The sequence below is a fragment of the Methylocystis sp. H4A genome, assembly GCF_015709545.1.
Taxonomy (GTDB): Bacteria; Pseudomonadota; Alphaproteobacteria; order Rhizobiales; family Beijerinckiaceae; genus Methylocystis; species Methylocystis silviterrae.
Genome location: NZ_JADNQY010000025.1, coordinates 281,565 through 307,689 on the forward strand (window position 1 = coordinate 281,565; position 26,125 = coordinate 307,689).

Annotated in this window: 29 protein-coding genes; 18 read left to right on the forward strand and 11 right to left on the reverse strand. The window is 63.3% G+C overall.

The window, feature by feature from the left end; all coding sequences use genetic code 11:
* Window positions 1-18: 18 nt before the first annotated feature.
* Both IYW40_RS12895 and IYW40_RS12900 read right to left on the reverse strand, forming a co-directional pair.
* Window positions 19-414: a PIN domain nuclease gene (locus tag IYW40_RS12895; protein ID WP_175093101.1), complete on the reverse strand. Its 396-nt coding sequence runs from the start codon at window positions 412-414 to the stop codon at window positions 19-21.
* The gene (locus IYW40_RS12900) at window positions 411-617 is read right to left on the reverse strand and encodes a type II toxin-antitoxin system VapB family antitoxin (protein ID WP_123176567.1); all 207 of its coding nucleotides are present in this window, start codon (window positions 615-617) and stop codon (window positions 411-413) included. Before IYW40_RS12900 ends, IYW40_RS12895 begins: the two co-directional genes overlap by 4 nt.
* Before the next feature lie 355 nt (window positions 618-972).
* Between IYW40_RS12900 and uvrB the strand changes: the two genes are divergently transcribed.
* From uvrB to IYW40_RS12925, 5 genes are all read left to right on the forward strand, one after another.
* Window positions 973-3,606: an excinuclease ABC subunit UvrB gene (gene uvrB, locus IYW40_RS12905; RefSeq protein WP_196400771.1), complete on the forward strand. Its 2,634-nt coding sequence runs from the start codon at window positions 973-975 to the stop codon at window positions 3,604-3,606.
* A gap of 110 nt (window positions 3,607-3,716) precedes the next feature.
* Complete coding sequence (locus IYW40_RS12910) at window positions 3,717-4,001, forward strand: hypothetical protein (protein ID WP_196400772.1); 285 nt, start codon at window positions 3,717-3,719, stop codon at window positions 3,999-4,001.
* Complete coding sequence (locus tag IYW40_RS12915) at window positions 3,998-4,432, forward strand: type II toxin-antitoxin system VapC family toxin (RefSeq protein WP_196400773.1); 435 nt, start codon at window positions 3,998-4,000, stop codon at window positions 4,430-4,432. The genes IYW40_RS12910 and IYW40_RS12915 overlap by 4 nt, the downstream gene beginning before the upstream one ends.
* Before the next feature lie 154 nt (window positions 4,433-4,586).
* Window positions 4,587-4,805, forward strand: coding sequence for a translation initiation factor IF-1 (gene infA, locus IYW40_RS12920; RefSeq protein WP_014890360.1), 219 nt, complete (start codon window positions 4,587-4,589; stop codon window positions 4,803-4,805).
* Between the two features lie 24 nt (window positions 4,806-4,829).
* Complete coding sequence (locus IYW40_RS12925) at window positions 4,830-5,468, forward strand: Maf-like protein (RefSeq protein WP_196400774.1); 639 nt, start codon at window positions 4,830-4,832, stop codon at window positions 5,466-5,468.
* A gap of 7 nt (window positions 5,469-5,475) precedes the next feature.
* On the opposite strand, the gene alr is transcribed toward IYW40_RS12925, so the two are convergent.
* Window positions 5,476-6,612, reverse strand: a complete 1,137-nt coding sequence (gene alr, locus IYW40_RS12930) for an alanine racemase (RefSeq protein ID WP_196400775.1) — start codon at window positions 6,610-6,612, stop codon at window positions 5,476-5,478.
* 51 nt (window positions 6,613-6,663) lie between these two features.
* Complete coding sequence (gene ybgC / locus IYW40_RS12935) at window positions 6,664-7,095, reverse strand: tol-pal system-associated acyl-CoA thioesterase (RefSeq protein ID WP_196400776.1); 432 nt, start codon at window positions 7,093-7,095, stop codon at window positions 6,664-6,666.
* 179 nt (window positions 7,096-7,274) lie between these two features.
* Between ybgC and IYW40_RS12940 the strand changes: the two genes are divergently transcribed.
* Both IYW40_RS12940 and IYW40_RS12945 read left to right on the forward strand, forming a co-directional pair.
* A complete protein-coding gene (locus IYW40_RS12940) occupies window positions 7,275-7,934 on the forward strand; it encodes a peroxiredoxin (protein ID WP_196400777.1) in 660 nt (219 codons plus the stop codon).
* Window positions 7,935-7,955: 21 nt separating this feature from the next.
* Entirely contained in the window at window positions 7,956-8,993 is a 1,038-nt protein-coding gene (locus IYW40_RS12945; protein WP_196400778.1) for an MBL fold metallo-hydrolase, read from the forward strand.
* 290 nt (window positions 8,994-9,283) lie between these two features.
* Here IYW40_RS12945 and ruvB read toward each other — a convergent pair whose 3' ends face one another.
* Window positions 9,284-10,339, reverse strand: coding sequence for a Holliday junction branch migration DNA helicase RuvB (gene ruvB / locus IYW40_RS12950; protein ID WP_196400779.1), 1,056 nt, complete (start codon window positions 10,337-10,339; stop codon window positions 9,284-9,286).
* A gap of 47 nt (window positions 10,340-10,386) precedes the next feature.
* Between ruvB and IYW40_RS12955 the strand changes: the two genes are divergently transcribed.
* On the forward strand, window positions 10,387-10,971 hold the full coding sequence (locus IYW40_RS12955; RefSeq protein WP_348644270.1) for a Uma2 family endonuclease: 585 nt from the start codon (window positions 10,387-10,389) through the stop codon (window positions 10,969-10,971).
* A gap of 8 nt (window positions 10,972-10,979) precedes the next feature.
* Here IYW40_RS12955 and ruvA read toward each other — a convergent pair whose 3' ends face one another.
* The 4 genes from ruvA to IYW40_RS12975 all read right to left on the reverse strand — a co-directional run bounded on the left by ruvA (window position 10,980) and on the right by IYW40_RS12975 (window position 13,916).
* Window positions 10,980-11,594 carry a Holliday junction branch migration protein RuvA gene (ruvA, locus tag IYW40_RS12960; RefSeq protein ID WP_196400780.1) on the reverse strand — a complete coding sequence of 205 codons (615 nt, stop codon included), beginning with the start codon at window positions 11,592-11,594 and terminating at the stop codon, window positions 10,980-10,982.
* Complete coding sequence (gene ruvC / locus IYW40_RS12965; protein ID WP_196400781.1) at window positions 11,591-12,094, reverse strand: crossover junction endodeoxyribonuclease RuvC; 504 nt, start codon at window positions 12,092-12,094, stop codon at window positions 11,591-11,593. The genes ruvA and ruvC overlap by 4 nt, the downstream gene beginning before the upstream one ends.
* A 59-nt stretch (window positions 12,095-12,153) precedes the next feature.
* Complete coding sequence (locus IYW40_RS12970) at window positions 12,154-13,410, reverse strand: dicarboxylate/amino acid:cation symporter (RefSeq protein ID WP_210327269.1); 1,257 nt, start codon at window positions 13,408-13,410, stop codon at window positions 12,154-12,156.
* Window positions 13,411-13,490: 80 nt separating this feature from the next.
* Window positions 13,491-13,916, reverse strand: coding sequence for an iron-sulfur cluster assembly scaffold protein (locus IYW40_RS12975; protein ID WP_175093116.1), 426 nt, complete (start codon window positions 13,914-13,916; stop codon window positions 13,491-13,493).
* Window positions 13,917-14,169: 253 nt separating this feature from the next.
* On the opposite strand from IYW40_RS12975, the gene folE reads away from it, so the two are divergent.
* The 3 genes from folE to IYW40_RS12990 all read left to right on the forward strand — a co-directional run bounded on the left by folE (window position 14,170) and on the right by IYW40_RS12990 (window position 16,359).
* Window positions 14,170-14,799, forward strand: a complete 630-nt coding sequence (gene folE / locus IYW40_RS12980) for a GTP cyclohydrolase I FolE (RefSeq protein ID WP_196400782.1) — start codon at window positions 14,170-14,172, stop codon at window positions 14,797-14,799.
* Complete coding sequence (hisI, locus tag IYW40_RS12985) at window positions 14,799-15,188, forward strand: phosphoribosyl-AMP cyclohydrolase (RefSeq protein ID WP_196400783.1); 390 nt, start codon at window positions 14,799-14,801, stop codon at window positions 15,186-15,188. The genes folE and hisI overlap by 1 nt, the downstream gene beginning before the upstream one ends.
* A gap of 175 nt (window positions 15,189-15,363) precedes the next feature.
* Window positions 15,364-16,359, forward strand: coding sequence for a patatin-like phospholipase family protein (locus IYW40_RS12990; RefSeq protein WP_196400784.1), 996 nt, complete (start codon window positions 15,364-15,366; stop codon window positions 16,357-16,359).
* Here IYW40_RS12990 and IYW40_RS12995 read toward each other — a convergent pair.
* Together IYW40_RS12995 and IYW40_RS13000 are read right to left on the reverse strand one after the other, a co-directional pair.
* Window positions 16,356-16,787: a CBS domain-containing protein gene (locus tag IYW40_RS12995; RefSeq protein WP_196400785.1), complete on the reverse strand. Its 432-nt coding sequence runs from the start codon at window positions 16,785-16,787 to the stop codon at window positions 16,356-16,358. The two genes, IYW40_RS12990 and IYW40_RS12995, sit on opposite strands and share 4 nt — an antisense overlap.
* Window positions 16,788-16,837: 50 nt before the next feature.
* Window positions 16,838-17,395: a rhomboid family intramembrane serine protease gene (locus IYW40_RS13000; protein ID WP_348644271.1), complete on the reverse strand. Its 558-nt coding sequence runs from the start codon at window positions 17,393-17,395 to the stop codon at window positions 16,838-16,840.
* 491 nt (window positions 17,396-17,886) lie between these two features.
* Between IYW40_RS13000 and IYW40_RS13005 the strand changes: the two genes are divergently transcribed.
* The 7 genes from IYW40_RS13005 to ftsH all read left to right on the forward strand — a co-directional run.
* Window positions 17,887-18,438 (forward strand): PAS domain-containing protein, encoded by a 552-nt coding sequence (locus IYW40_RS13005; protein ID WP_196400787.1) that lies wholly within the window; start codon window positions 17,887-17,889, stop codon window positions 18,436-18,438.
* Window positions 18,439-18,838: 400 nt separating this feature from the next.
* On the forward strand, window positions 18,839-19,777 hold the full coding sequence (locus tag IYW40_RS13010) for an outer membrane beta-barrel protein (protein ID WP_196400788.1): 939 nt from the start codon (window positions 18,839-18,841) through the stop codon (window positions 19,775-19,777).
* Window positions 19,778-20,150: 373 nt separating this feature from the next.
* Entirely contained in the window at window positions 20,151-21,047 is an 897-nt protein-coding gene (locus tag IYW40_RS13015; RefSeq protein ID WP_196400789.1) for an outer membrane beta-barrel protein, read from the forward strand.
* Between the two features lie 372 nt (window positions 21,048-21,419).
* A complete protein-coding gene (locus IYW40_RS13020) occupies window positions 21,420-22,358 on the forward strand; it encodes an outer membrane beta-barrel protein (protein WP_196400790.1) in 939 nt (312 codons plus the stop codon).
* Between the two features lie 168 nt (window positions 22,359-22,526).
* A complete protein-coding gene (locus IYW40_RS13025) occupies window positions 22,527-23,291 on the forward strand; it encodes an autoinducer binding domain-containing protein (RefSeq protein WP_196400791.1) in 765 nt (254 codons plus the stop codon).
* A 40-nt stretch (window positions 23,292-23,331) separates the two neighbouring features.
* Window positions 23,332-23,991 (forward strand): acyl-homoserine-lactone synthase, encoded by a 660-nt coding sequence (locus tag IYW40_RS13030; RefSeq protein WP_196400792.1) that lies wholly within the window; start codon window positions 23,332-23,334, stop codon window positions 23,989-23,991.
* A gap of 950 nt (window positions 23,992-24,941) precedes the next feature.
* Window positions 24,942-26,125: ATP-dependent zinc metalloprotease FtsH (gene ftsH, locus IYW40_RS13035; protein ID WP_196400793.1), on the forward strand; the 1,184-nt coding region annotated here is incomplete at its 3' end.

Consider the following 26,125-nt stretch of genomic DNA (forward strand, 5'->3'; position numbering starts at 1 on the left):
GCTGCGAGCGGAGCGTCGCTATGCCATCGCCGAGCGCAAACCAAGGCGTTCAACGAAGGGGTCGAAATCTCTGTCGCTATAGAGCAGCGGCAGAGCCTTTTCGATGCAACACGTGGCGATGATCGTGTCGATGGTTTTCCTCGGCGTGACGCCATGCGCGCGCAGCTTGCGATAATTTTTTGCCGCGCGCAGGGCGATTTCCTTGCCGCCGAGTTCTACGACGGTAAGCGCCGTTAGGAATTCATGAGCGTGGTTGAAGTCTCGATCCCGATCGAAGCCTTGCAGCACTTCGGTCAAGATCAAATCGCCGATTGCGACCAATTCCTCCTCGAGCAACCTGTCCAGACGATCGGTCTCAGGCGAGGCGACGCCACGAAAATAGTCGATCCAAACGCTCGAATCGACGAGGATCATTTTTCTGTTTTCTTATCCGTGCGCATAGCGTCGAGATCGCCGCGCCAGTCGAGCTTTCCGCGCAGGCTTCGGATTTGCTTTTGCCGCTGAAGGCGCAGCAGCGTCCGCAGCGCGAGCTCGACGGCTTCCTTCTTGGTCTTGAGGCCCGTCGCGCGCAGCGCCTCTTCCATCAGCTTGTCGTCGATGACGATGTTGGTGCGCATGTGTATGATACTCCGGTTCTATACACATGCTATGCCTGCGTGGCGATGGCTTCAAGAGTTTCATGCGCCGGGGGCGCGAGTCCGCCGCCGTCGTTTGCTCCGACGGCGCGCGTTCGATTTGCCCCCTCCCCAGCCCTCCCCCGCTGAAGCGGGAGAGGGAGTAGAATCGGCGCTTCTTCGGGATTTCGCGAACGCCGATCATTAGCGTCCCCTCTCCCATCCGAAGTCGGCTATTGCCGACTTCGGCATAGATGCGCAAACCGGGAGCACCCGGTTTGCGAAGCGGGGGAGGGACAGGGCGGGGCGTAGAGCCTTCCCGCTTCCATCCCGCGCGCGTCTCCCCCATATTGCGGCCATGGCCAAACCACCCGGAAAGCCCAGAGATCCTGCGCGGCCGACGCGCGCCAAGGCGGCGAAGCCGGAGGTCGCGCCGCTCGCGCCGCATCTCGTGCAGCTCCTCAATCCGGCGCTCGCGCCCGGGTTCGGCGAGGCGCCGCAGGCCGCCTATGACGCCTCTTCCATCCACGGCCTCGACGAGGAGGACATCGAAAAATACGGGCTTGGCGAGGGCTTTCATGCGGGCGGCGCGACTTCAGGAAGCGCCGCTCAAAACATTGGCGGCGTGACTTCAGGAAGCGCCGCCCAAAACATGGGCGGAGTGGAAGCCACCGCCGACAGCCTTGCGCAACTGCTGCGCCTTGGCGACCCGAACATTCGGGACCAAAAGCCCTGGACGCCGCATCGGCCCGAGCGGCCGGCGAAGTCCGAAGGCGGCGTGAGGTTCGACCTCGTCTCCGAATACACGCCGAAGGGCGATCAACCGGCGGCGATCGCGGAGCTGGTCAAGGGAATCGCGGCGCAGGAGCGTGACCAAGTGCTGCTCGGCGTCACCGGATCGGGCAAGACTTTCACCATGGCGAGCGTGATCGAACGCGTGCAGCGGCCGGCGCTCATTCTCGCGCCCAACAAAACGCTTGCGGCGCAGCTTTACGGCGAGTTCAAGAGCTTCTTTCCAAATAACGCCGTCGAATATTTCGTCTCCTATTACGACTACTACCAGCCCGAAGCGTATGTGCCGCGCTCGGACACCTATATCGAGAAAGAATCCTCGGTAAACGAGCAGATCGACCGCATGCGTCACGCGGCGACGCGCGCGCTGCTCGAGCGCGACGACGTCATCATCGTGGCGTCGGTCTCCTGCATCTACGGCATCGGATCGGTCGAAACCTACACGGCGATGACCTTTTCGGTGACACTCGGCGAGAAGCTGGAGCAGCGGCAGCTCGTCACCGATCTCGTCGCGCTGCACTACCGCCGCATCGGCGCGGATTTCACCCGCGGAACGTTTCGCGTGCGCGGCGACACCGTCGACATTTTCCCGGCTCACTATGAGGACCGCGCCTGGCGCATCAGCTTCTTTGGCGATGAGGTGGAGTCGATCTCCGAATTCGATCCGCTGACCGGCAAGAAGACGGTCGACCTCGAATTCGTCAAAGTCTACGCCAATTCGCATTATGTGACGCCGAGGCCGACGCTGCTGCAGTCGATCAAGGCGATCAAGGAGGAATTGCGCGCGCGGCTCGATGAATTGCACCGTTCCGGGCGTCTGGTGGAGGCGCAGCGGCTCGAGCAACGCACCCGCTTCGATCTCGAAATGATGGAGGCGACCGGCTCCTGCGCCGGCGTCGAAAATTATTCGCGCTATCTCACCGGCCGCAGGCCGGGCGAGCCGCCGCCGACGCTGTTCGAATATCTCCCGGACAATGCGCTGGTCTTCGCCGACGAGAGCCATGTCAGCATTCCGCAGATCGGCGCGATGTACAAGGGCGACTTCCGCCGCAAGGCGACGCTGGCGGAATATGGATTCCGTCTGCCGTCCTGCATGGACAATCGCCCGCTGCGCTTCGAGGAATGGGACGCCATGCGGCCGCAGACCGTTTCGGTCTCGGCGACCCCGGGAAACTGGGAGCTCAATCAGACAGGCGGCGTTTTCGTCGAACAGGTGATTCGCCCGACGGGATTGATCGATCCGCTTGTGGAGGTGCGCCCGGCGCGCGCCCAGGTCGACGATCTTCTCGACGAAGCGCGCGCGACCGCGCAGATCGGCTATCGCTCGCTTGTGACCGTGCTCACCAAGCGCATGGCGGAAGATCTGACGGAATATCTGCACGAGAACGGCGTGCGCGTGCGCTACATGCATTCCGACATTGATACGATCGAACGCATCGAGATCATCCGCGATCTGCGGCTCGGCGCCTTCGACGTGCTCGTCGGCATCAATCTGCTGCGCGAAGGTTTGGACATCCCCGAATGCGGCCTCGTCGCCATTCTCGACGCCGACAAGGAGGGCTTTCTGCGCTCCGAGACCTCGCTCGTGCAGACGATCGGCCGCGCCGCGCGCAATGTCGACGGCCGCGTCATCCTCTATGCCGATCAGATCACCGGCTCGATGAAGCGCGCGATGGGCGAGACCGACCGCCGACGGGCGAAGCAGGAAGCCTACAATCTCGAGAACAACATCACGCCGGCGTCGATCAAGCGCGGCATCGCCGACATTCTCGGCTCGGTCGCCGAGCAGGATCATGTGACCATCGACACGGGTTACGACATCGCGCCGGGGCATAATCTCGCGGCGACGATCGCCGATCTCGAAAAGCGCATGAAGGCGGCGGCGGCCGATCTCGCCTTCGAGGAGGCGGCGCGCATGCGCGATGAAATTCAGCGGCTGCAACGCGCCGAATTGCTCGCCGAGGCGAGCCCGCAATTTCGCGCCTCCTTTGGGCGGGGAGGGCGCGGCGCCATACGCCGTGACGAAGAGGAAAAGCTCGCGACCCGCGCGCATAAGCCGACCGACGCTGATATGGGGCCGCATAATTTCGGCGGCGGCGAAGCGCGGCCTCTGGGTCGGCCCACGCCGCCGCCGCGCGTTTCGCCACGTTCTTCGGGCGGCAAGCCCGGCACGCGCACGGTGAAGGGCAAGCCGAAGTGACGCCGTTTTTTCCTTCTCCCGCTTGCGGGAGAAGGACGGCATGAAAGAGCCGGTCGAGAGACTTGCTCGCGCGCCAGATTTCCGGTAGCTCTTCCGGAAGAAGGTCCAGGATGCCAAAGCCTCTAAAATCCAGCGTCCAAATCTATCGACAGCGGATGAAGCGAAAGGGCCTCGTGCGTGTTGAGGTTCAGGCGCGCAAGGAGGATGTCGCGCTTGTTCGCGGCGTCGCCGCCGCGCTCGCCGATCCCCTCCGCGAAGCGGAAGTACGCGCCGTTCTCCGCGATGTCGTGCCCTTCCCAGCTCCGGGCTCGCTCAAGGCGCTTCTCGCCGCAGCGCCGCTTGAAGGCGTTGACCTCGAACGCCCGCGCGATATCGGCCGGGACGTCGCCTTTTGAGTTTTCTCATCGACACCAATGTGATTTCCGAGTTTCGCAAAGGTGCGCGATGCGATGCGCATGTCGCCTCTTGGTTCGCCTCCGTAAAGGACGAGCAGCTTTATCTGAGCGTGCTGACGCTTGGCGAAATCCGCCGGGGGGCGGAAAAGCTGCGGCGAAGGGACGTGAGGGGCGCCGACGCTCTTGACCGTTGGTTGGTAGATGTCGAACGCGCTTTCGTCGGACGTATTCTGCCCGTCGACACTGAGGTTGCGGGAGAGTGGGGGCGAATGAGCGCTCTTCGGACTGCCCCTGTTGTGGACTCCTTGCTTGCGGCCACGGCCAAAGCGAATGATTTGACGCTTGTGACTCGCAATGTTCGAGACGTTGAGGGGCTGGGGGCCATCATTCTTGATCCCTTCGCGGCCGTGAAACCCACGAAGGGGCGTTGAGGCCTCTCAACTCCCTGGTTCACAAATCCTTCGTTCTCGACTAGGGTCCGCGCCGAGTCCGCTCCCCGACCGGGGCAGCGGGTTTTTCGCTTTTCACGCGCTAACTAAGCCGCGCGGCCAAACTCGCGGCGGAGAGCGCCTCACAAGGAACCACATGGCCAAGGAAGAACTGCTCGAATTTCCCGGCGTCGTCACCGAACTGCTGCCGAGCGCGATGTTTCGCGTCAAGCTCGAAAACGACCACGAAATCATCGCCCATACCGCCGGCAAGATGCGCAAGAACCGCATCCGCGTATTGACCGGCGATAAGGTGCTTGTCGAGATGACCCCTTATGATTTGACCAAAGGGCGTATAACATATCGTTTCCGGTAATTTTCTTTTGGCGGAGCGACCTTCTTGACAGCCAATCCTCCAATCGCCCGTCCCAAGCTCGTTCTCGCCTCCGCCTCGCCCCGGCGCCTGGCGCTGTTGCAGCAGGCCGGGCTCGACGCCGACGCCCTGTTGCCCGCCGACATCGATGAGACGCCGCACCGCGGGGAATCGCCGCGCGCCTACGCCACCCGAATCGCCAGCGAGAAGGCCGCTGCCGCGGTAAAGCTGCGCGCGACGCAGCCCGAGCTGAAGGAATCCTTTCTGATCGCCGCCGACACGGTCGTCGCCGTCGGCCGGCGCATCCTGCCCAAGGCCGAGACGCGGGAGGAGGCCGAGGAGTGCCTGCAGCTGCTCTCGGGACGCCAACACCGGGTCTATTCGGCGGTGAGCCTGATCACGCCGCGCGGCTATGAACGCAAGCGTCTCGTCGAGGCGCGGCTGCGGTTCAAGCGTCTCGGCTCGACCGAGATCGAGGCCTATCTTTCGACCGGCGAGTGGCGCGGCAAGGCGGGCGGCTACGCCATTCAGGGACGCGCCGGCGTGTTTGTGGTGAAGATCGTCGGATCCTACACGGCGGTCGTCGGCCTGCCGCTGCACGAGACGGTGTCGCTCCTCGCAGGCGAGGGATATCCCGTGCTCGCGCCGTGGTTCGCGATGGCGTGACGCCGAGCTAAGCCCCGAGATAGCGCCGCGAGAACCGCGCGCCGAGCCGCGTGAGAATCTCATAGCCGATGGTGCCGGCGCGCGAGGCCGCTTCCTCGATGCAAATGCCGTCGCCCAGCAGTTCGACCCATTCGCCGCGCTGCGCGGCCTCGCGCGGCGCCTCGGAAACGTCCAGCACGACATAGTCCATCGACACGCGGCCGATGAAGGGGCAGCGGACTCCGCCGACGAGCGCTTCACCCGTGGGCTTGTCCGTGCAAGACGTGGCGCCGACCGGCACGCCGTCCGCATAGCCAACGCCGATCGTCGCGATGCGCGTGCGCTTCGGCGCCGACCAAAGCGCGTCATAGCCGACGCAGGCGCCTGGCTCGATCTCGCGGGTTGAGAGAATGCGCGCGCTGAGCCGCGCGACCGGCCGCACCGGGCATTCGGCATAGGGCGTGGGGTTGCCGCCAAACAGCGCGTAGCCGGGACGAACGAGATCGAAATGCGGGCGCTGCGGCAGAAACACGGCCGAGGAATTCGCCATCGACGCCGGAATCTCGGCGAAGCGCGCCCGGGCGTCGAGGAACGCCTCGATCTGTCGGGCGTTGCAAGGGGCGTCGCGCGTTTGCGAGCTGACGAAATGGCTCATCACCAGAGTAGGCGCGATATGGCGCGCGCGTTCCGCCGCTTGCGCCGCCTCGCTGATCGGAATTCCGAAGCGATTCATCCCGGTGTCGAAATGGATCGCGGCTTTGGGCTTGCGCCCCGTCGCCGCCCATTCGTCGATTTCGCCGAGCGAACCCAGCGCCGGTATAAGATCGGCGGCGACGAGGCGCGGCGCCGCGCCGGGCACGAGCCCGTCCAGCACATAGATGGTCGCGTCGTGGGCGACGGCCCGGGCCGCTTCGCCTTCGACGACATTGGCGACGAAAAAGGTTCGGCAGCCGGCCGAGAGCAGCGCGCGCATCGCGGGCGCGAGCCCCAAGCCATAAGCGTCGGCTTTCACCACCGCGCCGCATTCCGCGCCGCCGGCGAGTCGAGCCATCGTGCGCCAATTGTCGGCGAGGGCGGCGAGATCGACGATCAGAACGCCGGTCTCCGCCGGGTCCGAAGGCTCGGTCCGGGGCCGAAGGCGCGCAGCGGGTTCGTTGATTCCCATCTCAACGCCATTTTAGGCCGCAAAAGGCGGCGTCCAGATGGCGACGGCATTCTACTCTGAATTTGGCAAAAGTCGTTCGAATTTCGCGCGCACCTCGGGAGGCAGGCGGCGCGCGCGGCCGGCTTCGACGCACACAATCCGGACCTTGGCGCGGACAAGCAGTTCCGCCTGCCGCAAAACCCGCTGCTCAAGCGTGAGCGAGGCGCCGCCGAGCTCAAGAATCTCGGTTTCGACGGTCAGCAGGTCGTCCATTGTCGCGGGCTTTTGAAAGTCGACGTCCATCGACCGGACGACGAAAAAAATCGGCGCGCCGGCTGCGCCCGCCAGCAGCGCGCGCTGATCAAGCCCCAGCGCGCGCAACATCTCCGTGCGCGCCCGCTCCATGAAGCGCAAATAAGAGGCGTGATAGACGAGTCCGGAAAAATCCGTGTCTTCGTAATAGACGCGTATGGAGAGGGACGGAGTTGGCGCGATCGTCGTCATTCTGCGTTCGGCTGGCGGCTGGGCTGGAGTTTTCTTCCGGGGGAGGCGGCGCCAGGCTTGAACGCCGCTGTTCTTGATACTGCGCGCAACAATCGCATTTAAAGGAATACGCTCTCAAGCGACGAAGAGCGTCGCTCGCGCTCCAAGGCGCGTCGCAACCATAACCGAGGAGCTTCCGCATGTCTTTCCAGATTGGCGACACGGCGCCGGATTTCGAAGCCGACACGACGCAGGGACATATCAAGTTTCATGATTGGATCGGCGATTCCTGGTGCATCCTGTTCTCGCATCCCAAGGATTTCACGCCGGTCTGCACAACCGAACTTGGCTACATGGCCAAACTCGAGCCGGAATTTAAGCGACGCAACGTCAAGATCATCGGCTTGAGCGTCGATCCGGTCGACAATCACGCCAAATGGGCGGTCGACATCGAGGAAACTCAGGGCGCGAAGCCGAATTATCCGATGATCGGCGACCCGGACCTGCGCATCTCCAAGCTCTATGGAATGTTGCCCGCGAGCGCGGGCGGCGACGCCAGCGTCAGGACGCCGGCCGACAACCAGACCGTTCGCAACATCTTCGTCATCGGTCCCGACAAGAAGATCAAGCTCATCATGGTCTATCCGATGACGACCGGCCGCAACTTCGACGAAGTGCTCCGAATCATCGACTCACTGCAATTAACCTCCACACATAAGGTCGCGACGCCCGTCAATTGGCGGCCGGGCGATGACGTCATCATCGCGGGTTCGGTCTCCGACGAGGAGGCCAAGAAGATCTATCCGGCCGGCTGGAACGCGCCGCGGCCCTATCTTCGCATTGTTCCGCAACCGAAATGATGCGCGGCAGGAAAGCGCGCGATGATCTTCCGGCAATTGTTCGATAGCGTCTCCAGCACCTACAGCTACCTCCTCGCCGGCAATCGCGGCGGGGAGGCGCTGATCATCGATCCGGTGCTCGACAAGGTTGACCGCTATCTGCAGCTGATGCGCGAGCTCGATCTTCGGCTGGTCAAGGCCGTCGACACGCACACGCACGCCGATCATATCACCGGCCTGGGCGCGCTCCGCGACCGCACGCACTGCATCACGGTGATGGGCGAGCGCAGCAACGCCGACGTGGTGTCGATGCGCGTTCGCGAAGGCGAGCGCATCCGAATTCCGGGCGTCGAGCTCGATGTTCTCTACACGCCGGGTCACACGGACGATTCATACAGCTTTATCATGGCCGACCGGGTGTTCACCGGCGACACGCTGTTGATTCGCGGCACGGGCCGCACTGACTTTCAGAACGGCGACGCGCGGGCGCAGTACGAGTCGCTTTTCGGCAAGCTGTTGAAGCTTCCCGACTCGACGCTTGTCTATCCTGCGCACGACTATAAGGGCGATACGGTCAGCACGATCGGCGAGGAGCGGGCGTTCAATCCGCGTTTGCAGGTCAAATCCGTCGATGAATATGTCGCGCTGATGGAAAGCCTGCATCTGCCCAATCCGAAAATGATGGACGTCGCGGTGCCGGCGAACATTCACATCGGATTGCATCAGGAGGACATCGCGCGGCGGGGCTGGTCGTTGACGCCGCAAGACGCGCTCGACGTTCTCGGTCAGCCTTCAACAGCTCTCGTCGATCTGCGCGAGGCGCGCGAGCGCGAAGTTCATGGCGTTATCCCCGGCTCGCTGCATATGCCGTATGACGAACTCGAAGAGAATATTCGGGACGGCGGCCTGCTGCATGAATTGGCGGTCGCCACCGGCAAGCGCATCGTTTTTTATTGCGCCTTCGGCGAGCGTTCGGCGATGGCGGTCGAGGCCGCGCAGCAAGCGGGACTAACTTCGGCGCGCCATATTCAGGGCGGCCTCGACGCCTGGATCAAGGCCGGCGGTCCGCTCGCAGGTTAAGTCGGACATTGGGCTTCCTCATCCTGAGGAGCGTGCGGAGCACGCGTCTCGAAGGATGAGGGTGAGGAAAACAATCCTTCACCCGATTCCCCTGTGGCTCGATCGAGTTGACTCCTCCTAAGGAGCTGGAAAGCGTAGCTTGAGACGCCATGTACGCTCCTATGGAGTGTGCATCATGAACTCGAAATTTCTAAGCCGCGCGCTGAAGGCGCTGGAGCATGCCGGCGAGATCGCCGCCGTTCTCTTATTTGGCGTAATGATTTATTTCGTGCTCACCGCGTGATCGCCGATTAGTCTTCGCCTTCGCCAAACAATCCGAACTGCGCAGCAGGGCGCGCCGGCTCGGCGAGGCCAAGGTGACGGAAGGCGTGCGGCGTCAGCAGGCGTCCGCGCGGCGTGCGCTGCAAGAAGCCCTGCTGCAAAAGAAACGGCTCGATAATGTCCTCGATCGCGTCGCGCGGCTCCGACAACGCCGCGGCGATCGTCTCGATGCCGACCGGGCCGCCGCCGAAATTGACGGCCACCAGATTGAGATAGCGACGATCCATTACGTCGAGGCCGATTGAATCGACTTCGAGGAGCGACAGAGCGTGATCGGCGAGTTTCCGGGTGATTGATCCGACGCCATCCACCACGGCGAAGTCGCGCACGCGTCGCAGAAGGCGGCCGGCGATGCGCGGCGTGCCGCGCGAGCGGCGGGCGATTTCCTTCGCGCCCGAGCCGTCGACGCCGATCCCGAGCACGCGCGCGCCGCGCTTGACGATCAGCTCCAATTCTTCCGGCGTGTAGAAATTCAGCCGGACAGGAATGCCGAAGCGGTCACGCAGCGGCGTCGTCAGGAGGCCGGCGCGCGTCGTCGCGCCGACGAGGGTGAATTTCGCAAGGTCGATCTTCACCGAACGCGCCGCCGGGCCCTCGCCGATGATGAGGTCGAGCTGGAAATCCTCCATGGCCGGATAAAGGATTTCCTCCACCGCCGGATTGAGCCGGTGAATTTCGTCGATGAACAGCACGTCGCGCGGCTCGAGATTGGTGAGCAGCGCAGCTAAGTCCCCGGCCTTGGCGATGACGGGGCCGGAGGTGGAGCGAAAATTGACGCCAAGCTCGCGCGCGACGATCTGCGCCAGCGTGGTCTTGCCCAATCCCGGCGGGCCGACGAGCAGCACATGATCGAGCGCGTCGCCGCGCGTCTTGGCGGCCTCGATGAAGACCTTGAGATTGGCGCGCGCCGCCTCCTGGCCGGTGAAATCGGCAAGCGACAGCGGCCGCAGCGATGCGTCGGCGTCGTCGTCGCGCTGCTCGGGGCTGACTAGGCGCGCGGGTGTGTTCAAACGGGCGGCTCCCATGCACAGGCGCAGGCGCTATGCTAAGATGCGGCAAACGGAGCCGCGCCGTGAATCGCCCGTCCTCGCAATATGAGTATATGTCCCTCGACGATTTCGAGGAACTTTTGCCCGACAAGCCCGCCGACGAGAAATGGGAGCTGATCGGCGGCCGCGTCGTGCGCATGATGCTTGGCGCACGCTGGGAGCACAAGCGCATCATCCAAAATCTGACAGTCGCGCTGATGAACGAGTTTCGGCGGCGCGGGTCGGACTGTCGGCCCTTCGACGAGACATTCTACCTGAAGCAGCGGCTGCTCGATCTCGCGTGCTTCCCTGACGTTATGGTGCGTCGTGGGCCGCTGCCGCCCGACGCGACCTCGCTCGACGACCCGGTCGTGCTGATCGAAGTCGTGTCGAAAGGCTCCGCCCATCGCGACAGATGGGAAAAATGGGGGCTCTATCAAAAACTTCCGTCGCTGCAACATTATGTGTTGGTCGAGCGCGACCATTTCGCCGTCGACGTCATCGACCGCGTCGAGGGAGGCTTCTTCGAGCGTCCGAGACTTGGATCAATCGGCGACACGCTCCGCCTGCCGGCGGTAGAATTTGAGATGAGCCTCGCCGAAATCTACCGCGACGTGATCGCCGCCTGATCGCGCGCTCAGCGTGCGAGCTCCCGCAGGCCTTGGCGGATCAGCGCGCTCGCCTCGGCGGCTTCGCCAAGCTGCTTGAGACTCGCGGCCACCGCGGCCGCCGCCTGCGGCCGCCCGTAGCCGAGATTGACCAGAGCGGAAATTGCGTCGCGCGCCGCCGATGGCGCGCCTTCCGGCTCCTCGCCGGAGAGCCGCGCCAGGGCAGGGTCGACGGCGCCGAAGGCGGGAGCCTTGTCCTTCAGCTCCGCGACGATGCGCGCGGCGAGCTTCGGGCCGACGCCCGGCGCGCGGGAGACGGTCGCCTTGTCCTGCATGGCGATCGCCGAGGCAAGATCATTCGCCGGAAGAATCGAAAGGATCGCCAGCGCCACTTTGGCGCCGACGCCCTGCACGCTCTGCAACAGCCGAAACCAGTCACGCTCAGACTCGGTCGCAAAGCCGAAGAGCCGGATTGAATCCTCGCGCACCTGCGTTTCGATGGCGAGCGCGGACGCCTCGCCGACGCGCGGCAGCTTTTGCAGCGTGCGTGTCGAACAATGCACCACATAGCCGACGCCGTTGACGTCGAGGATGACGAAATCCTCGCCATAGCTGTCGATGAGGCCTTTGAGCTTGCCGATCATGCCGAAATCCGCAGTCTCGCGCCGCGATGCTGGGCGTGGCAGATCGCCACCGCCAAAGCGTCGGCGGCGTCGGCGCTCGTCGCTCCGCTCGCCGGCAGCAACACCCGCACCATCATCTGCACTTGCGTCTTGTCGGCGTGGCCGGCGCCGACGACGGTCTTCTTGACGAGATTGGCGGCGTATTCGGCGATGACGAGGCCAGCGAGCGCGGGCGCGGTCAGCGCCACGCCGCGCGCCTGTCCGAGCTTCAAGGCCGACTGCGGATCGCGATTGACGAAGGTCTCTTCGATCGCCGCTTCATGCGGCGCATGGTCGGCGATGACGCCCATCAGGCCCAAATGCAGCTGCGAAAGCCGCTCGCCCATGTTGAGGCTTGCGTCGGAGCGCACGCGCCCGCAGGCGATGAAGGAGAGCCGCGAGCCATGCGCCTCGATGACGCCCCAGCCGGTGTTGCGCAGGCCGGGATCAATGCCGAGGATGCGAATCGGGGCAGGGGTCATGCTGCGAGCGTAGGCGGAAAGCGGCGTTGGGGCGAGACTCTGGTGGCGTATCGGACGCCTCAGGGCGGTCGCGTCTCCGGCCGCTCGCGCGTTTTGCCATCCAGCAGACAGCTGACCGTCACGTCGCCCATGACGTTGATGGCTGTCCGGCAGCGGTCCAGGAACCAGTCGACGGTGAAAAGCACGGCGATGTAGTCGGTGGGCAGCGCCACGGCCTTGAAGACCATGGTCATCGTCACCAAACCCGCTTCCGGAATGCCGGCCGCGCCGACCGATGCGACGACGGACGTCACCACGACGATGAACTGCTGGCTGAGCGTCAAATGCATGCCGAGCAATTGCGCGACGAACAACGCCGACATGGCTTCATAGAGCGCTGTGCCGTCATTATTGAAATTCGCGCCCACGAGCGCGCCCATGCTGGCGGACTCCTCGCGCAGCCCGACATTTTCGCGCAGGCGCGCATAGGTCACTGGCATCGTGGCCGTGGAGCTGCCGGTCGAAAACGCCATCACCAAAGCGTCGCGCACGCCGCGCAGCACATAGAGTGGTGGCGCCCAGGAACCCAGTCGCACACGAATGAGGTAGTAGGCCGCTTGCAACGTCAACGCCGCGAGCACGGCGACGACGAAGCCCCCCAAGGCGAGAAAATCGCCAAAGCCCTTCACGCCGACGATGCTGGCGACGATGCCGAAAACTGCGAGGGGCACCAGGTCGATGATCCAGTGCAGAATCGTAATCAGGCTGGTCAGCGCCACGTGAACGAGGTCTTCGACGGTGCGCACCTCATGATGCCGCAGGCTTCTCAGCGCGACGCCGAGCGCCACCGCAATGAAGATGACGCCCATCACCGTGCCATTGTCTGAAAACGGTCCGCCGATGCTTTTGGGCACGCTGTCCAGGAATTGCGCGAGAGGATCGGCGCCAGTGGCAGCCTTGTCGGGCGGGTGCGCCGGCGCGGGGTTCGACCAGGAACCGGGTTGAAGGACATTGGCGACAAGGAGGCCGATGCCGATCGCCACCAGCGTGTTGGTCAACAGCAGCGTCACCAGCCGCAGCGCCTTCCGGCCGCCAAGATGCGCGCGCATCAGCGCTTGCATGATCGCCAGCAGAATCAGCGGAGGGGCAAGCGCCCCCAGGAGCCGCAGGACGAGCTTGGCCGGCGTCTCGAGCGCCGCCGCCTGGTCGCCAAGCGTGACGCCAACGACAAGCCCCAGCGCCACGGCCCCCAGAATGCGCAGATACAGGGGCGTCGCGCGCCACCATCCGAGGGCGCCCTGGCGGCCGGTCGTTCCTTCCGCATCTTGTGAGATCAAGTGGGACGGCCCTTGTCGTGGCTATAGAGTGTGTGTCGAGGCGACAGGATGAGAGCTTTTCCGCCCTCTTCGGCTTGCGATCAAGCCTCCGCCTTCGTCACCGCGTCCGCGACAGCGTCAAACGCCAGCATGGTCGACCCATGCCGGGCCTTATAGTCGCGCACCGGCTCGAGCACCGCGAGGTCGGCCCATTTGCCGGTCGGCGGCGGGCCGTTCTCCTTGAGCATTCGGCGCAGCGCGTCGCGCGCCTCGCGCAGCTCCTGCGGCGTGGAGCCGACCACGTTGCGCGCCATGATCGAGGCCGACGCCTGGCCCAGCGCGCAGGCCTTCAGCTCATGCGCATAGTCGGCCACTTTCCCGTCTTCCAGCCTCAGATCGACGGTGATCGTCGAGCCGCAGAGTTTGGAATAGGCCGAGGCGGTCGCGTCCGGGCGCGGCAGCCGGCCGATGCGCGGAATGTTTCCGGCAAGCTCCAGAATGCGTTGATTGTAAATGTTGTCGAGCATCGCCGCCGGTGCATCCAAGCCAAGGCCTTACCATCGCCTTGGTAAATCTCTATATAGGATTTTGCGCGTCCTCGCGAAAGCGGCGGGTCGCGCCGGGGCCGTCAGCGGCCCTCGTTCGTCTCGAATTCTCGCGTGATCTCGAACCATCTGGAGAGGGCGACGATTTGAGGGGCGCCTTGCACGTTTCGTGCTAGGCGTGAGGCGGCCGACGCTTTTTTGAGGGCGGGCGGCGTTAGTCAGTTGGAGGCGCCACATGGATGACGTGGTTAAGACCTGTCCCTTTTCTTCGCTCGAGACGGTGAAAACCGTCGAACGCCCCTCCCGCGATGAAGCCGAAGCCGCCGTGCGCACCCTGTTGCGCTGGGCGGGAGACGATCCGGGCCGCGAGGGGTTGCTAGACACCCCGCGTCGCGTCGTCAAAGCCTATGAAGAGTTCTTCAGCGGCTATCGAGAGAGCGCCGACGAGGTCCTGTCGAAAGTCTTCGAGGAGGTCGAAGGCTACGACGATCTCGTGCTCGTTCGCGACATTCCCTTTACCTCGCATTGCGAGCACCACGTCGTGCCCTTCGTTGGAAAGACGCACATCGCCTATTATCCGGCGGGCGGGGTGGTCGGTCTGTCGAAGCTTGCCCGGCTTGTCGAGATTTTTGCCCGCCGCCTCCAGACTCAGGAGGCGATGACGGCGCAGATCGCGGCGGCGATCGACGAAGCGCTCGCGCCGCGCGGGGTCGCCGTCATGGTCGAGGCGGAACATATGTGCATGTCGATGCGCGGCGTGATGAAGCAGGGATCGTCCACGGTGACCATGCAGTTTTCCGGAGTTTTCCGTGACGATCCGGCCGAGCAGGCGCGTTTCTATACGCTGCTGCGCGGGGCGCGGTGATGTCGCAGGCGTCCAGAGAGGTGGAGGAGGGGGGCGTTTTCGCGCCGAAATTCGACGCGAACGGCCTCATCGTCTGCGTCACCACGGAGGCGGCCACCCGCGAAGTGCTGATGGTCGCCTATATGAACGAACTCGCGCTCGAGAAGACGATCGAGACGGGGCTCGCCCATTATTGGTCGCGGTCGCGGCGCTCGCTCTGGCGCAAAGGCGAGACGTCGGGGCAGACGCAAAAAGTGCTCTCGCTGCGCGTAGACTGCGATCAGGACGCCGTGCTGCTCGAGGTCGAAGTCGGCGGCGACGGCAAGGCGTGCCATACGGGGAGGAAGTCCTGCTTTTATCGGGCGCTCGGCGACGATGGCGCGCTGGTTTTCTCCGCCGAGGGCGCCTAGGCGTCCATCATCTGGCGGAAAGTTAACCTGAAGGCCACCTTCCGAAGCGCAGGCTGGTCTCCAAATATATATCTTGTGCCGCTGACCACGACGGCGACGGCGGCGCAGGAAGGCCCGCATGTTATCGCTACGCTCACGCAACCCCCAACTTCTCGATGCCGATGCGGCCAGCGCGATGACGGACGAACCACAAGCCCCTCCGACGACCCTCGTACGCAAGGCGGATACCGAGGCCAAACAGCAAAGACGCGGTCAGCCGACGATTGGACTGGCGCTCGGCGCAGGCGCGGCGCGCGGCTGGTCGCACATCGGCGTGCTGCGCGAGCTCGCCGCCCATGACATCAAGCCCGATGTGATCGCAGGCACATCGATCGGCGCCGTGGTCGCCGGATGCTACGCCGCCGGCAAGCTTGATCAGATCGAAGCCTTTGCCCGCACCCTGACCAAGCGGCGCGTCTTCACGCTGATGGATCTCTCATTTTCCGGCGCGAGCCTCATCACCGGCGAACGGTTGCGGTCCGCCCTGGAGAAGGAACTCGAAGGCCTGGATATCGAGGACCTTCCCATACCCTTCGCGGCGGTGGCGACTCAGGTTGGGACAGGCCATGAGGTGTGGCTGCAGCATGGCTCCATGTCCCTCGCCATCCGCGCATCTTATGCGTTGCCGGGCGTTTTTGAGCCGGTGCGCATTGGCGATCGCTGGCTCTTTGATGGCGCGCTGGTCAATCCCGTGCCGGTCACCGTTTGCCGCGCGCTCGGCGCCGAATATGTGATCGCCGTGAACGTCACCGCCGACACGATGTATCGCGCGCGCGTTATCCGCGACGATCCCGCCGCGCTACATCGCGCCGCGGAGGCCGGACCGTTCGAGAAGGCGGACGCGTCCTTTGTCGATCGGTTCCTGCCCCGCTATTTCGATCGTCAGCCGGGCGATGCGCCGAACGTCGCCACCGCGATGATCGACGCCTTCAACATCATCCAGGATCGAATTCTGCGTTCGCGGTTGGCCGGCGACCCGCCAGACGCCACGATAACGGCGCGACTGGAGGAGGTCGGCATGTTCGACTTTCACAAGGCGGAGCAGCTCATCCATGTAGGGCGCGAGGCGACGAAGCGCGCGCTGCCCAACATTTTCGCCCACATCCCGCTGCCGGCCTCGTCGAGTCCTTAGGCTTGGGCGATGTATTCGCGCATCGATCGGTGCTCTTCCTCGATGACGCGAATGCGGTATTTGACGACGTCGCCGATCGACACGAGGCCCACGAGGCGCGTTTCCCGGACCACGGGAATATGCCGGCGCCGTTCGATGGTCATCACGCGCATCGTATTCTCGACGGCGTCGTCTTCTCTCGCCGGCTGGGGACTGGGCTGCATATACGCGGATATGCGCTGCGTCAGCGCCTCTGGCCCGTCCAGCGCGACCGCTGAAACGATATCGCGCTCGGCGATCAGTCCGGCCAGTCGGCCGCTGTCGTCCAGAATGACGAGCGCGCCGATTCGATAGCGCATCATGAGCTGAGCCGCCTCGTGCAGCGTCGTGTCGGCGCTCGCAGTCACCACCTCTCTTCCTTTCTCCGCGAGTATGTTCGAGATCGTCATCTGGCCCTCCTTTTCGCTCTCGATCGGCCTCCCTTGCCAGCCGGAGAGCGTTACTGCGAACTCAGGGCATGCCGACCCGCGCGATCGAAGAAGTTGAAAAAGAGCAGGCCGAACAAAAACCCTCCGACGTGCGCTTCCCAGGCGATCGCGCTCGACACGCCGACCGCCTGCGGAAAGACGCCAAGAAGCACGTTCACCGCTAACCATGCGACAAGGAAAAACATCGCCTGTCGGTTCAATGGCAGTTCCAACAGCGAAGTGAAATGCGATTCCTCGTCGTATGGCGTCCGGGGGCTGCGCCTGTTGTCCGCCAGCCGCGCACCTGGCGTAAATGCGAAACGCACAATTGCCCCCATTGTTCCAGAGATTGCGCCGGATGCGCCCACGACAGGGGCGATTTCGTAAGGGTGCAGCGCAAGAAACAACAACGCGCCTGCGAACGCGCTTGCGGCGAGAAAGAGGAGGTAGCGCGCCGAACCGAATCGACGTTCGACCGGCGTGCCGAATGCTGCAAGCGCTAACACATTCACGATGAGATGCGTCCAATCGCCGTGTAAAAAAAAGTAGGTCAGCAGGGTGGCGTATTCGGCGCCGCCTTCAAGCGTCACGCGCGCCGGGATGAAGGCGAATGTCGTTAGCAGCCAGTTTGAGAACTCCAAAGGACCGTATGCGACGACGAGCTGCGTCGCCGTTAGCGCGACGATGAGCGTCTTCGTCACTGTCGGGAGATTGAAAATTCGTTCTCGACTTGCGGGCACGTTCGCTCCTGTCCGTTTTGCTGGGCAAGGGCCCGCGCGGCCTCAATGCTAATCTAGCGCAACCGGCGTCGGCCAGCGTCCCGATTTGAGGCGCCTGGCGGCGAGGGCAAGAACTGATTCGTGAGCGCCGAGCGGGTCGCTCGAGATCGCTTCCGAAAAGTTCAGCTTATTGCTTTCGCTAGCCTTTTTGTAGGTGCGGAACCCTGGCCGTTGGTCGGCTCCGCCATTTTGGCGATCGCCGCTCCGATGGCACGATGGCTGCGTCAGTCGGGAAAGATTGGAACACTAGGCGGGAATGTGTCCCAATCCTGGGCGGGGGCTCACGAGTCGGGCGGGTTTGAATGAGATTGTCAGTCACCAGGGATCTTCACGATTATTGGGGGCGATTGAAGGGAGAACGGGCGGCGCCGGATCGAGCGGAGATCGATCCCGTCGCGATTCGCCACATGTTGCCGGACATATTCATCATCGAAGTGGACCCGGAACGCGGACTTCCGATCCGTCTCTGTGGCGCTCGGGTTAACGCCCTCTGGCAGCGCGAGCAGAAGGGACGCCTCTTCCTAGAATGGTGGCGAGCGCAGCGGCAGGAGGAGGTTGCTGAGGCGATTCGAGGGGTCATCGACGCCCAAACGCCGCTTGTCGCGCAAGCCCGGACAGCGCTGGGCGCCTCGGAATTCGAACTTCTGCTGCTGCCTCTGCGTCATTTCGGCAGGAGCTGTTCTCGCGTGCTGGGGTCGCTTGCGCCCGCGCAGCGGCTTGATTGGGTGGGAATTCGACCCGTGGGCCGGCTCGATCTGGTCGCCGCGCGTATGCTGGAGGATAAGCTGACGGACGGCTCGAAAGAGGATTGGCGCCGCGGCGCGATCGCGCGCCGCGCGGCCTCCAACGGCTAGCGGCCCCTTCGAAGCAAGGCCGGTTGCTGTGAGCCATCGCCTCCAATCACGTTCATAGCAGGGCGAAGCCCCTATCAGCGCGCGCTGATCACCGTTTCTCTCCATACTCGAGTCGCGATGGGAACCGCCGTCAGACGACGGTATGTCGCCCGCGGCCGTCATGGCTTCGACCCGCCGCTTCGCCGTGGACGAGATCAAAGTCGATCCGGCTCTGAACGCGCAGTTGTGGCGCCGGCGCCACACCAGCCGGAATTCCGACCGAGCGCCTGCAAGATCCGGGGCTTTTGGATTGACTGTGCGCGGCCTCGACTGATTGAGTGCGATGCATGGCGAGCGATCGCTGAAAGTTTCAACAAGGCAATCGGGCGAAGTTTTCCGCCTCCAAGGAACGAGGACTCAGATGAAAAAAGCTCTTTCCGTCGCCGCTCTTGTGGTCGCGCTGACGGGCTCGGCTTTGGCGGCCGATCTTCCCAGCTACAAGGCTCCTCCGCCGCCCCCGCTGCCGCCGCCGCCGCTGTGGAGTGGCTTCTACGTCGGTCTGAATGCCGGCGGGACTTGGGGCGGCAGCAATAACATTTGGACCCAGTCGGCCCCGATCACATCCATCCCCGGAAGCGCCTCCGCGGCCCGTTACGCTGCATTTTCTGCGCTCGGCGCCTCGGGCGTTTCGCAGGGCAACACCAGCGGATTCATCGGCGGCGGCCAGATTGGCTATAACTGGCAGTTTTGGGGCGGCCGCATTGTCGCGGGCACTGAGGCCGACATCCAGGGCGTCGCCGGGAGCAACAGCAACAAGACCTCGGTTACTGCGGCCGGCGGATTTCCGTTTTTCGGCGCCAATGAAGTCCTTACAACCGCGATCACGACCTCGAAGCGTCTCGACTATATCGGAACGGTTCGCGGCCGACTCGGCTGGCTCTTCACCCCGACCTTGCTTGTTTACGGCACCGGCGGTCTTGCCTATGGCGGCGTCTCCGTGTCGACCGGCATCGCGCAGTTCAACAATGACTGCGCTCAGTTCCCGGGGAACTGTATCACTAGCGCCGCTTTCTCGTCCGGAGCCTTTTCCGACACGCGCGTCGGCTGGACGGCGGGTGGCGGCTTGGAGTGGATGTTCATGCCGAACTGGTCCGCCAAGGTCGAATATCTGTATTACGATCTCGGCAATGTCAGCTACTCCGGGGGCCTCTTGGCGACCTTCGGCAACACGTTCCTTCCGAACACGCTGGTGGCCGGAGTGGTTTCGCAGTCCCAGACTCGCTTCAACGGCAATATCGTCCGCGCCGGCGTGAACTATCACTTCAACTGGGGCGCTGCCCCGATTGTTGCGAAATACTGATCCAGCCTGACCATCCATATGAAAGAGCCCGGCCGATCGGCCGGGCTTTTTTTTTGGCTGACGCCCGCATCCGCTCCCAGGCTGGACGCTGTTATGGCGAGTCTGAACGTAGGCGGCGCGCCCGGAGTTGACGCCGACATCCATGGCGTCGCCGCCAGATATTGGCGTGGCCCGGCGCGTTTGACGTGGCCCGGTGATTTAGCCCTCGTGGCCTCGGCGCCACACCGATCGAAAATTCGAGTTAAGGCTCGTGGTCTCGCGTTGACTGTGCGCGTGCGTCATTGCTTGATTGCGCTCAAGGCAAAGCAATTGCTTGGGTTTCGTAGCAGCGGTCCGGCGAAAGCTTTTCGCCTGTCGGCAGTGAGGATTTCAGATGAAAAGAATATTCGTCACACTGGCGCTGGCGCTGACCGCTAGCACGGCCCTTGCGGCAGATCTTCCCAGCTACAAGGCTCCGCCTCCGCCCCCGCCGCCACCCCCGCCATTGTGGACAGGCTTTTACGTGGGTTTGAACGCAGGTGGCGCTTGGGCCAGTAATAATTCAGTTTATGTGACGAATTGGCCCGCAGTCGGGGCGGTCGGCATTCTGAACCTGCCGTTGAGCGGCAGTCAGTCCGCAAACAGTGGGGCGGGCTTCATCGGCGGCGGCCAGATTGGCTATAATTGGCAGTTTTACAATGGCCGCCTTGTCGCGGGCATAGAAACGGATATCCAGGGTATCGCCGGGTCTAGCGGTGGCGGCGCCTCTTGGATCGCTACTCCGCTCGGCGTAATACCTGACCCACAGACCGAGACGTTTATCCCGGTCAACCTTCTCTCTGGTATTAGCGTAAGGAAGTCGCTTGACTATATAGGCACCGTGCGGGGGCGCCTTGGCTGGCTCTTCACGCCGACGCTGCTGGTCTACGGGACGGGCGGCTTGGCTTATGGCGGCGTGAACGTCAATCTGACCAGTTTCCAGTCGTTGTCCTTTGCGGGCGCCCTCTTGCCCCTTCAGGGGGGGACAGCCGGCGTCTCCGACACGCGGGTCGGCTGGACAGCCGGTGGCGGACTCGAATGGATGTTCATGCCGAACTGGTCGGCGAAGGCGGAATATCTGTATTACGATCTTGGGCCGGTGACGGGATCCGCGGTGAACGTAGCGCTTTTTGGAGCGCCGACCGTCGCCTCCGTGTCGCAATTTTCAACCCGGTTCAACGGCAATATCGTCCGCGCTGGCGTGAACTATCACTTCAACTGGGGTGCGGCCCCGGTCGTCGCGAAATACTGATCCAGCCTGACCATCCATATGAAAGAGCCCGGCCGATCGGCCGGGCTTTTTTTTTGGCTGACGCCCGCATCCGCTCCCAGGCTGGACGCTGTTATGGCGAATCTGAACGCGGGCGGCGCGCCCGGAGTTGACGCCGACATCCATGGCGTCGCCGCCAGATATTGGCGTGGCCCGGCGCGTTTGACGAGGCCCGGTGATTTAGCCCTTGTGGCCTCGGCGCCACACCGATCGAAAATTCGACTGACGCTTGTTGTCTCGTGTTGACTGTGCGCGTGCGTCATTGCTTGATTGCGCTCAAGACAAAGTAATTGCTTGGGTTTCGTAGCAGCGGTCCGGCGAAAGCGTTTCGCCTATCGGCAGTGAGGATTTCAGATGAAAAGAATATTCGTCACACTGGCGCTGGCGCTGACCGCCAGCACGGCCCTTGCGGCAGATCTGCCCAGCTACAAGGCGCCGCCGCCGCCCCCGCTGCCGCCGCCGCCGCTGTGGACCGGCTTCTATGTCGGTCTGAATGCGGGCGGCACGTGGGCCGGCAGCAATACGATCACTACAAGCGCGTTTCCGTTCTTCATCGGCCCTGCTGGCCCAGGCATCACGGTAGCTGGCAATACGGCTCGTGCATTCGGGGCCGCGTTGGGTGCGACCAGCAATATGGGGGTCAACAACAGCGGCTTCATCGGCGGCGGTCAGATCGGCTACAACTGGCAGTTCATGAACAGCTTCGTCGCGGGCGTGGAAGCGGATATTCAGGGGATTGCTGGCTCCAGCGGATCCACCTCCGCGTTCACCATTGGAGCTGTGGATACCACTGTCACTGCGGTCGCCCAGTATCCGACGTTTAGCAGGGTCACCAAGAATCTCGACTATCTCGGCACCGTACGCGGGCGTTTGGGCTGGCTCTTCACGCCGACCTTGCTGGTTTACGGCACCGGCGGTCTCGCGTACGGCGGCGTTTCAACCAGCACCAACATTTTTCAGCAGGCCCTCAGCGTCACCGGCGCGCCCTTCGCAGTGTTGCCCCCATTCGGCGGGGCTAGCAGCTTCTCCGACACGCGCGTCGGCTGGACGGCCGGCGGCGGTCTCGAGTGGATGTTCTGGCCAAACTGGAGCGCCAAGGTCGAATATTTGTATTACGATCTTGGCACTGTGGCCACCAGCTTCGCACTGGCGCAGGCGACCACTGTGGCTGGCGTACCTGTCTCATTCGCGAACCTCGTGCAGTCTAGAACCCGCTTCAACGGCAATATCGTCCGCGCTGGCATCAACTATCACTTCAACTGGGGCGCTGCCCCGATTGTTGCCAAATACTGATCCAGCCCGAAGATCGATATGAAAGAGCCCGGCCGATCGGCCGGGCTCTTTTTTTGCTGGCGGCGAACGACGGGCTTCGTCAAAGCCTTTCGACGCGCGGCACATTGCCTGCCCGCCAGCGACTGTGTATCAAATTGCGAATTGATTTCGGCACGATAGGCGTTCAGCGTGTATCGCGAAGATGTTTTCGATCTTATCGATCGGCTCGCGCGCGCCGATCGGCGGACGGTTCGCTACAACCTCCTTGATGAAGTCTTGCTCCTTGATGAAGTCTTGCGGGCGGCGGGCGTCTCTCATGTCGGGTATGTCGCCTTCAACCTGCCGACCCGCCGCGCCGACCGACCGCTGCTGTCCGCCATTCACGCCGCCTCGTGGCGAAAATCCTATGCCCAGGCGCGCCGTGTCGACCTCGAGCCCGTCGTACGCGCGGGTTTCGGGGGGATAACGCCAGTCGATTGGCGCCTGCTGGATCGCGACGATCCGGTGGTTGAAAAACTCCTGGGCGAAGTGCTGGAGTTCGACCTCGGCGCCGACGGCTTCTCCATTCCCCTGCGCGGCCGAAGCGGCGAATATGGGCTGTTCAGCGTCTGCTGCGCTGAGAACGCTTCATCCCTGCCGCCGCAGCGCCGCGCCCTGATTCGCCGGCTCATGGTTATGAGCGCGATCTTTCACGCCAGCGTGCGAGGCGCCCTTGCCGTGGAACCCCACGTCGAAATGCGGTTGTCGGATCGGGAGGTCGCTTGCCTGCGCCTTAAGGCCCAAGGAACCAGCGATCATGAGATCGGGGTCGCGCTTGGAGCTGCTCCAACCACCGTGCGCTTCTGGCTCGAAACGGCGCGCGCCCGGCTTCGCGCCGCCTCGGTCGATAATGCCGTCGAGGAGGCCTGCCGGATAGGGCTCATTCGCTCGGCGTCAAACGGCTGCGTTCCGTGATCGAGTCCACTCCCGCTGACTTGATCAATCGGCGGGAGCGATGATCGTGCTGCTGCCTGGCGAATCGCGCGCGCTTTTTCCCCGTCTGATGGATGAGATGTATGACCTGCGCCTTGGCGCCGCTCGCGCGCATGCCGGTCGGCCGTCCGCTGCGGTCCATCGGCTGGCGGTCGTCGATTATTTTGATTCGCTTGATCCGCTCTACGTTCTCGCGCTCGACGAAAGGAAGGGCGTCGCGGGAGCGCTGAGGTTGCTGCCGACCGCCGGCGTCACGATGTTGAACGCCGCTTTCGCGGGGGGCTTGCCGGACGGCTTACGCGTCGAAAGCCCGCTGATTTGGGAAGCAAGTCGTTTGACGCTCCACGCTGTCGGAGATGCTCGCGCGACGGAGGCGGCCATCGATCGCACGATCGGTCAACTCGGCGTCGCGCTAAATACGATCGCCGAGACCGCCGCTCTGACGCATATGATCGGCGTTTTTGACAGGTCGATGCATCGCCTGCTGTCGCATCGCGGCTGCGCCGGTGAAACATTAGCGCCGCCGATGCGCATCGACGGCGCCGACATGTTTGCTGTGCTTTATGAAGTCGGCGCCGCGATGAACGCGCCGTTCAAAAGTCTCGCGGGCGACGCCACGGCGCCGCCGATCAATCTTGCCGATCTGGAAAGGCTACGCCAAACGGGCTGCCGCCGGTCGTGAGCAAAACAACTTTTCGCCGGGGAGCGATCCGAGTGGCAATTTAAAAAATGCAGGGCGCCGGCGTCTCGCCGCGGGGCGGCGAGCGACGCTTCTTAGATTTGGGCGAACGACGATCAGGCGTTCACGAAGGCGGTGATTGCAAGCGTGATGGCGGCGGCGGCGGCGAAAATCGACAGAATCGCTGAGATCGCATTCATGGCGTTTGTCCTATGGCTCGCTGCCCCATTGTGGAAACGATGAGCCGCATCTGAGGCAGGCGCGACAAATTAGCGCACCGACTCCGAAATAAGCCAAGTGGGAAAAGCTGTTGCGATGCACCTGACGCGCCGCGCAAGAGAGCGCCGCGCTGTTTCAGCTTGGGGTCCGTAATCCGGTCTTAAACAATGACTAGTCGGTCAGGTTTCAGCGTCTTTGCGCCGCAATGACGATTAATCCGTCAGGGACATAAGCTTCGCTTTAAGGTCGCCGATTTCCAGCTCGGCGACCGTCGCGCCAAAGCGCGACATGTCCGGCGGCTTTCCGTCTTCGCCGGGCCAGAAACTCGGCGCGATGATCGCGTCGCAAGTCGTAAATGGCCTCGAAGGACGCGGCGACGGGGAAGCTCGCTCCCGCGCGATCGCGGATCGACTCGCCGTCCGCGCTTGCCGTAACGACATAGAAAGGATCTTCAGCGCTTTCAGTGGGCGCGGCGGCGCACCGCGCGAGCGTCAAAACATACGTCAAATCCAGAAAGCCGAGCCTAGGCATTCATTTAGGCCGGCGATGACGATCTTACGCATCCGCTCAACTTTTGGCGAATTATGACGCCTGTTTGGCGATTGCGTCATCCTGACCTAGATTACTTCTAATCTCATCCTGCGCTCGTCGAGGCATCTTTGGCTCCGGCGGGGGATGCATACATATTGACGACGACGCCCGGCCTGCCGCGGCTCTCGTCATGGAGGTGAAAAATGAAGGCGAATTGGAAGAAATATTTGCCTTGGGTTCTGTTCGTCGCAGTCGGCGCGTTGCTTTTCGGGCTGTTCCAGCATCAGCAGACCCGCACGCCGGCTCGCGAGATCACCTTCAGCGAGCTGCTGGTGCAGATCGACGAAGGCCGCGTCCATGACGTGATGATGTCCGGCAACGAGATTTCCGGCCACTTTAACGACAACCGCTCTTTCACGACTTACGCGCCGAGCGATCCAGGCCTCGTGCAGAAACTTGAGTCGAAGAAGGTGCAGATCAGCGCCAAGCCCGCGAACGACAGTCCGGGTTGGCTCTCGACCCTGCTGGTCAATGGGCTGCCGCTGCTGCTCTTCATCGCCGTCTGGATTTACATGGCGCGGCAGATGCAGGGCGGCGCAGGCGGCCGCGCCATGGGCTTTGGCAAATCGAAAGCGAAACTGCTGACGGAGACGCAAGGGCGCGTCACCTTCGAGGACGTCGCCGGCGTCGACGAAGCCAAGGAGGATCTGCAGGAGATCGTCGAATTCCTGCGTGATCCGCAGAAGTTCCAGCGGCTCGGCGGGCGCATTCCGCGCGGCGTGCTGCTGGTTGGACCGCCCGGCACCGGCAAGACGCTGCTGGCGCGCGCCATCGCCGGCGAGGCGGGCGTGCCGTTCTTCTCGATCTCGGGCTCTGACTTCGTCGAAATGTTCGTCGGCGTCGGCGCCTCGCGCGTGCGCGACATGTTCGAACAGGCGAAGAAGAATGCGCCCTGCATCATCTTCGTCGACGAGATCGACGCGGTCGGCCGCCATCGCGGCGCCGGCCTTGGCGGCGGCAACGATGAGCGCGAGCAGACGCTGAACCAGCTGCTCGTCGAGATGGACGGCTTCGAGGCGAATGAGGGCATCATCCTGATCGCCGCGACCAACCGTCCGGACGTGCTCGATCCGGCGCTGATGCGTCCGGGCCGTTTCGACCGGCAGATCCAGGTGCCGAACCCGGATTTCATCGGCCGCGAGAAGATCCTCAAGGTTCACGCCCGCAAGGTGCCTCTGGCGCCGGACGTGGATCTGAAGATCGTCGCGCGCGGCACGCCGGGCTTCTCGGGCGCCGATCTGATGAATCTTGTCAACGAGGCGGCGCTGCTCGCGGCGCGGCGCTCGAAGCGGATCGTCACGAAACAGGAGTTCGAGGACGCCCGCGA

What these genes read in the sequence shown, in the direction of transcription:
- IYW40_RS13015 (WP_196400789.1), top strand. Translation starts at nt 20,151, where the DNA reads ATGAAAAGAATATTCGTCACACTGGCGCTGGCGCTGACCGCTAGCACG.
- IYW40_RS12945 (WP_196400778.1), top strand. Translation starts at nt 7,956, where the DNA reads ATGATCTTCCGGCAATTGTTCGATAGCGTCTCCAGCACCTACAGCTAC.
- hisI (WP_196400783.1), top strand. Translation starts at nt 14,799, where the DNA reads ATGTCGCAGGCGTCCAGAGAGGTGGAGGAGGGGGGCGTTTTCGCGCCG.
- IYW40_RS13020 (WP_196400790.1), top strand. Translation starts at nt 21,420, where the DNA reads ATGAAAAGAATATTCGTCACACTGGCGCTGGCGCTGACCGCCAGCACG.
- IYW40_RS12995 (WP_196400785.1), bottom strand. Translation starts at nt 16,787, where the DNA reads ATGACGATCTCGAACATACTCGCGGAGAAAGGAAGAGAGGTGGTGACT.
- IYW40_RS13030 (WP_196400792.1), top strand. Translation starts at nt 23,332, where the DNA reads ATGATCGTGCTGCTGCCTGGCGAATCGCGCGCGCTTTTTCCCCGTCTG.
- ruvA (WP_196400780.1), bottom strand. Translation starts at nt 11,594, where the DNA reads ATGATCGGCAAGCTCAAAGGCCTCATCGACAGCTATGGCGAGGATTTC.
- uvrB (WP_196400771.1), top strand. Translation starts at nt 973, where the DNA reads ATGGCCAAACCACCCGGAAAGCCCAGAGATCCTGCGCGGCCGACGCGC.
- ruvC (WP_196400781.1), bottom strand. Translation starts at nt 12,094, where the DNA reads ATGACCCCTGCCCCGATTCGCATCCTCGGCATTGATCCCGGCCTGCGC.
- infA (WP_014890360.1), top strand. Translation starts at nt 4,587, where the DNA reads ATGGCCAAGGAAGAACTGCTCGAATTTCCCGGCGTCGTCACCGAACTG.
- IYW40_RS12910 (WP_196400772.1), top strand. Translation starts at nt 3,717, where the DNA reads ATGCCAAAGCCTCTAAAATCCAGCGTCCAAATCTATCGACAGCGGATG.
- IYW40_RS12975 (WP_175093116.1), bottom strand. Translation starts at nt 13,916, where the DNA reads ATGCTCGACAACATTTACAATCAACGCATTCTGGAGCTTGCCGGAAAC.
- IYW40_RS13010 (WP_196400788.1), top strand. Translation starts at nt 18,839, where the DNA reads ATGAAAAAAGCTCTTTCCGTCGCCGCTCTTGTGGTCGCGCTGACGGGC.
- IYW40_RS13005 (WP_196400787.1), top strand. Translation starts at nt 17,887, where the DNA reads ATGAGATTGTCAGTCACCAGGGATCTTCACGATTATTGGGGGCGATTG.
- IYW40_RS12990 (WP_196400784.1), top strand. Translation starts at nt 15,364, where the DNA reads ATGACGGACGAACCACAAGCCCCTCCGACGACCCTCGTACGCAAGGCG.
- IYW40_RS12895 (WP_175093101.1), bottom strand. Translation starts at nt 414, where the DNA reads ATGATCCTCGTCGATTCGAGCGTTTGGATCGACTATTTTCGTGGCGTC.
- ybgC (WP_196400776.1), bottom strand. Translation starts at nt 7,095, where the DNA reads ATGACGACGATCGCGCCAACTCCGTCCCTCTCCATACGCGTCTATTAC.
- folE (WP_196400782.1), top strand. Translation starts at nt 14,170, where the DNA reads ATGGATGACGTGGTTAAGACCTGTCCCTTTTCTTCGCTCGAGACGGTG.
- alr (WP_196400775.1), bottom strand. Translation starts at nt 6,612, where the DNA reads ATGGGAATCAACGAACCCGCTGCGCGCCTTCGGCCCCGGACCGAGCCT.
- IYW40_RS12900 (WP_123176567.1), bottom strand. Translation starts at nt 617, where the DNA reads ATGCGCACCAACATCGTCATCGACGACAAGCTGATGGAAGAGGCGCTG.
- IYW40_RS12940 (WP_196400777.1), top strand. Translation starts at nt 7,275, where the DNA reads ATGTCTTTCCAGATTGGCGACACGGCGCCGGATTTCGAAGCCGACACG.
- ruvB (WP_196400779.1), bottom strand. Translation starts at nt 10,339, where the DNA reads ATGGGAGCCGCCCGTTTGAACACACCCGCGCGCCTAGTCAGCCCCGAG.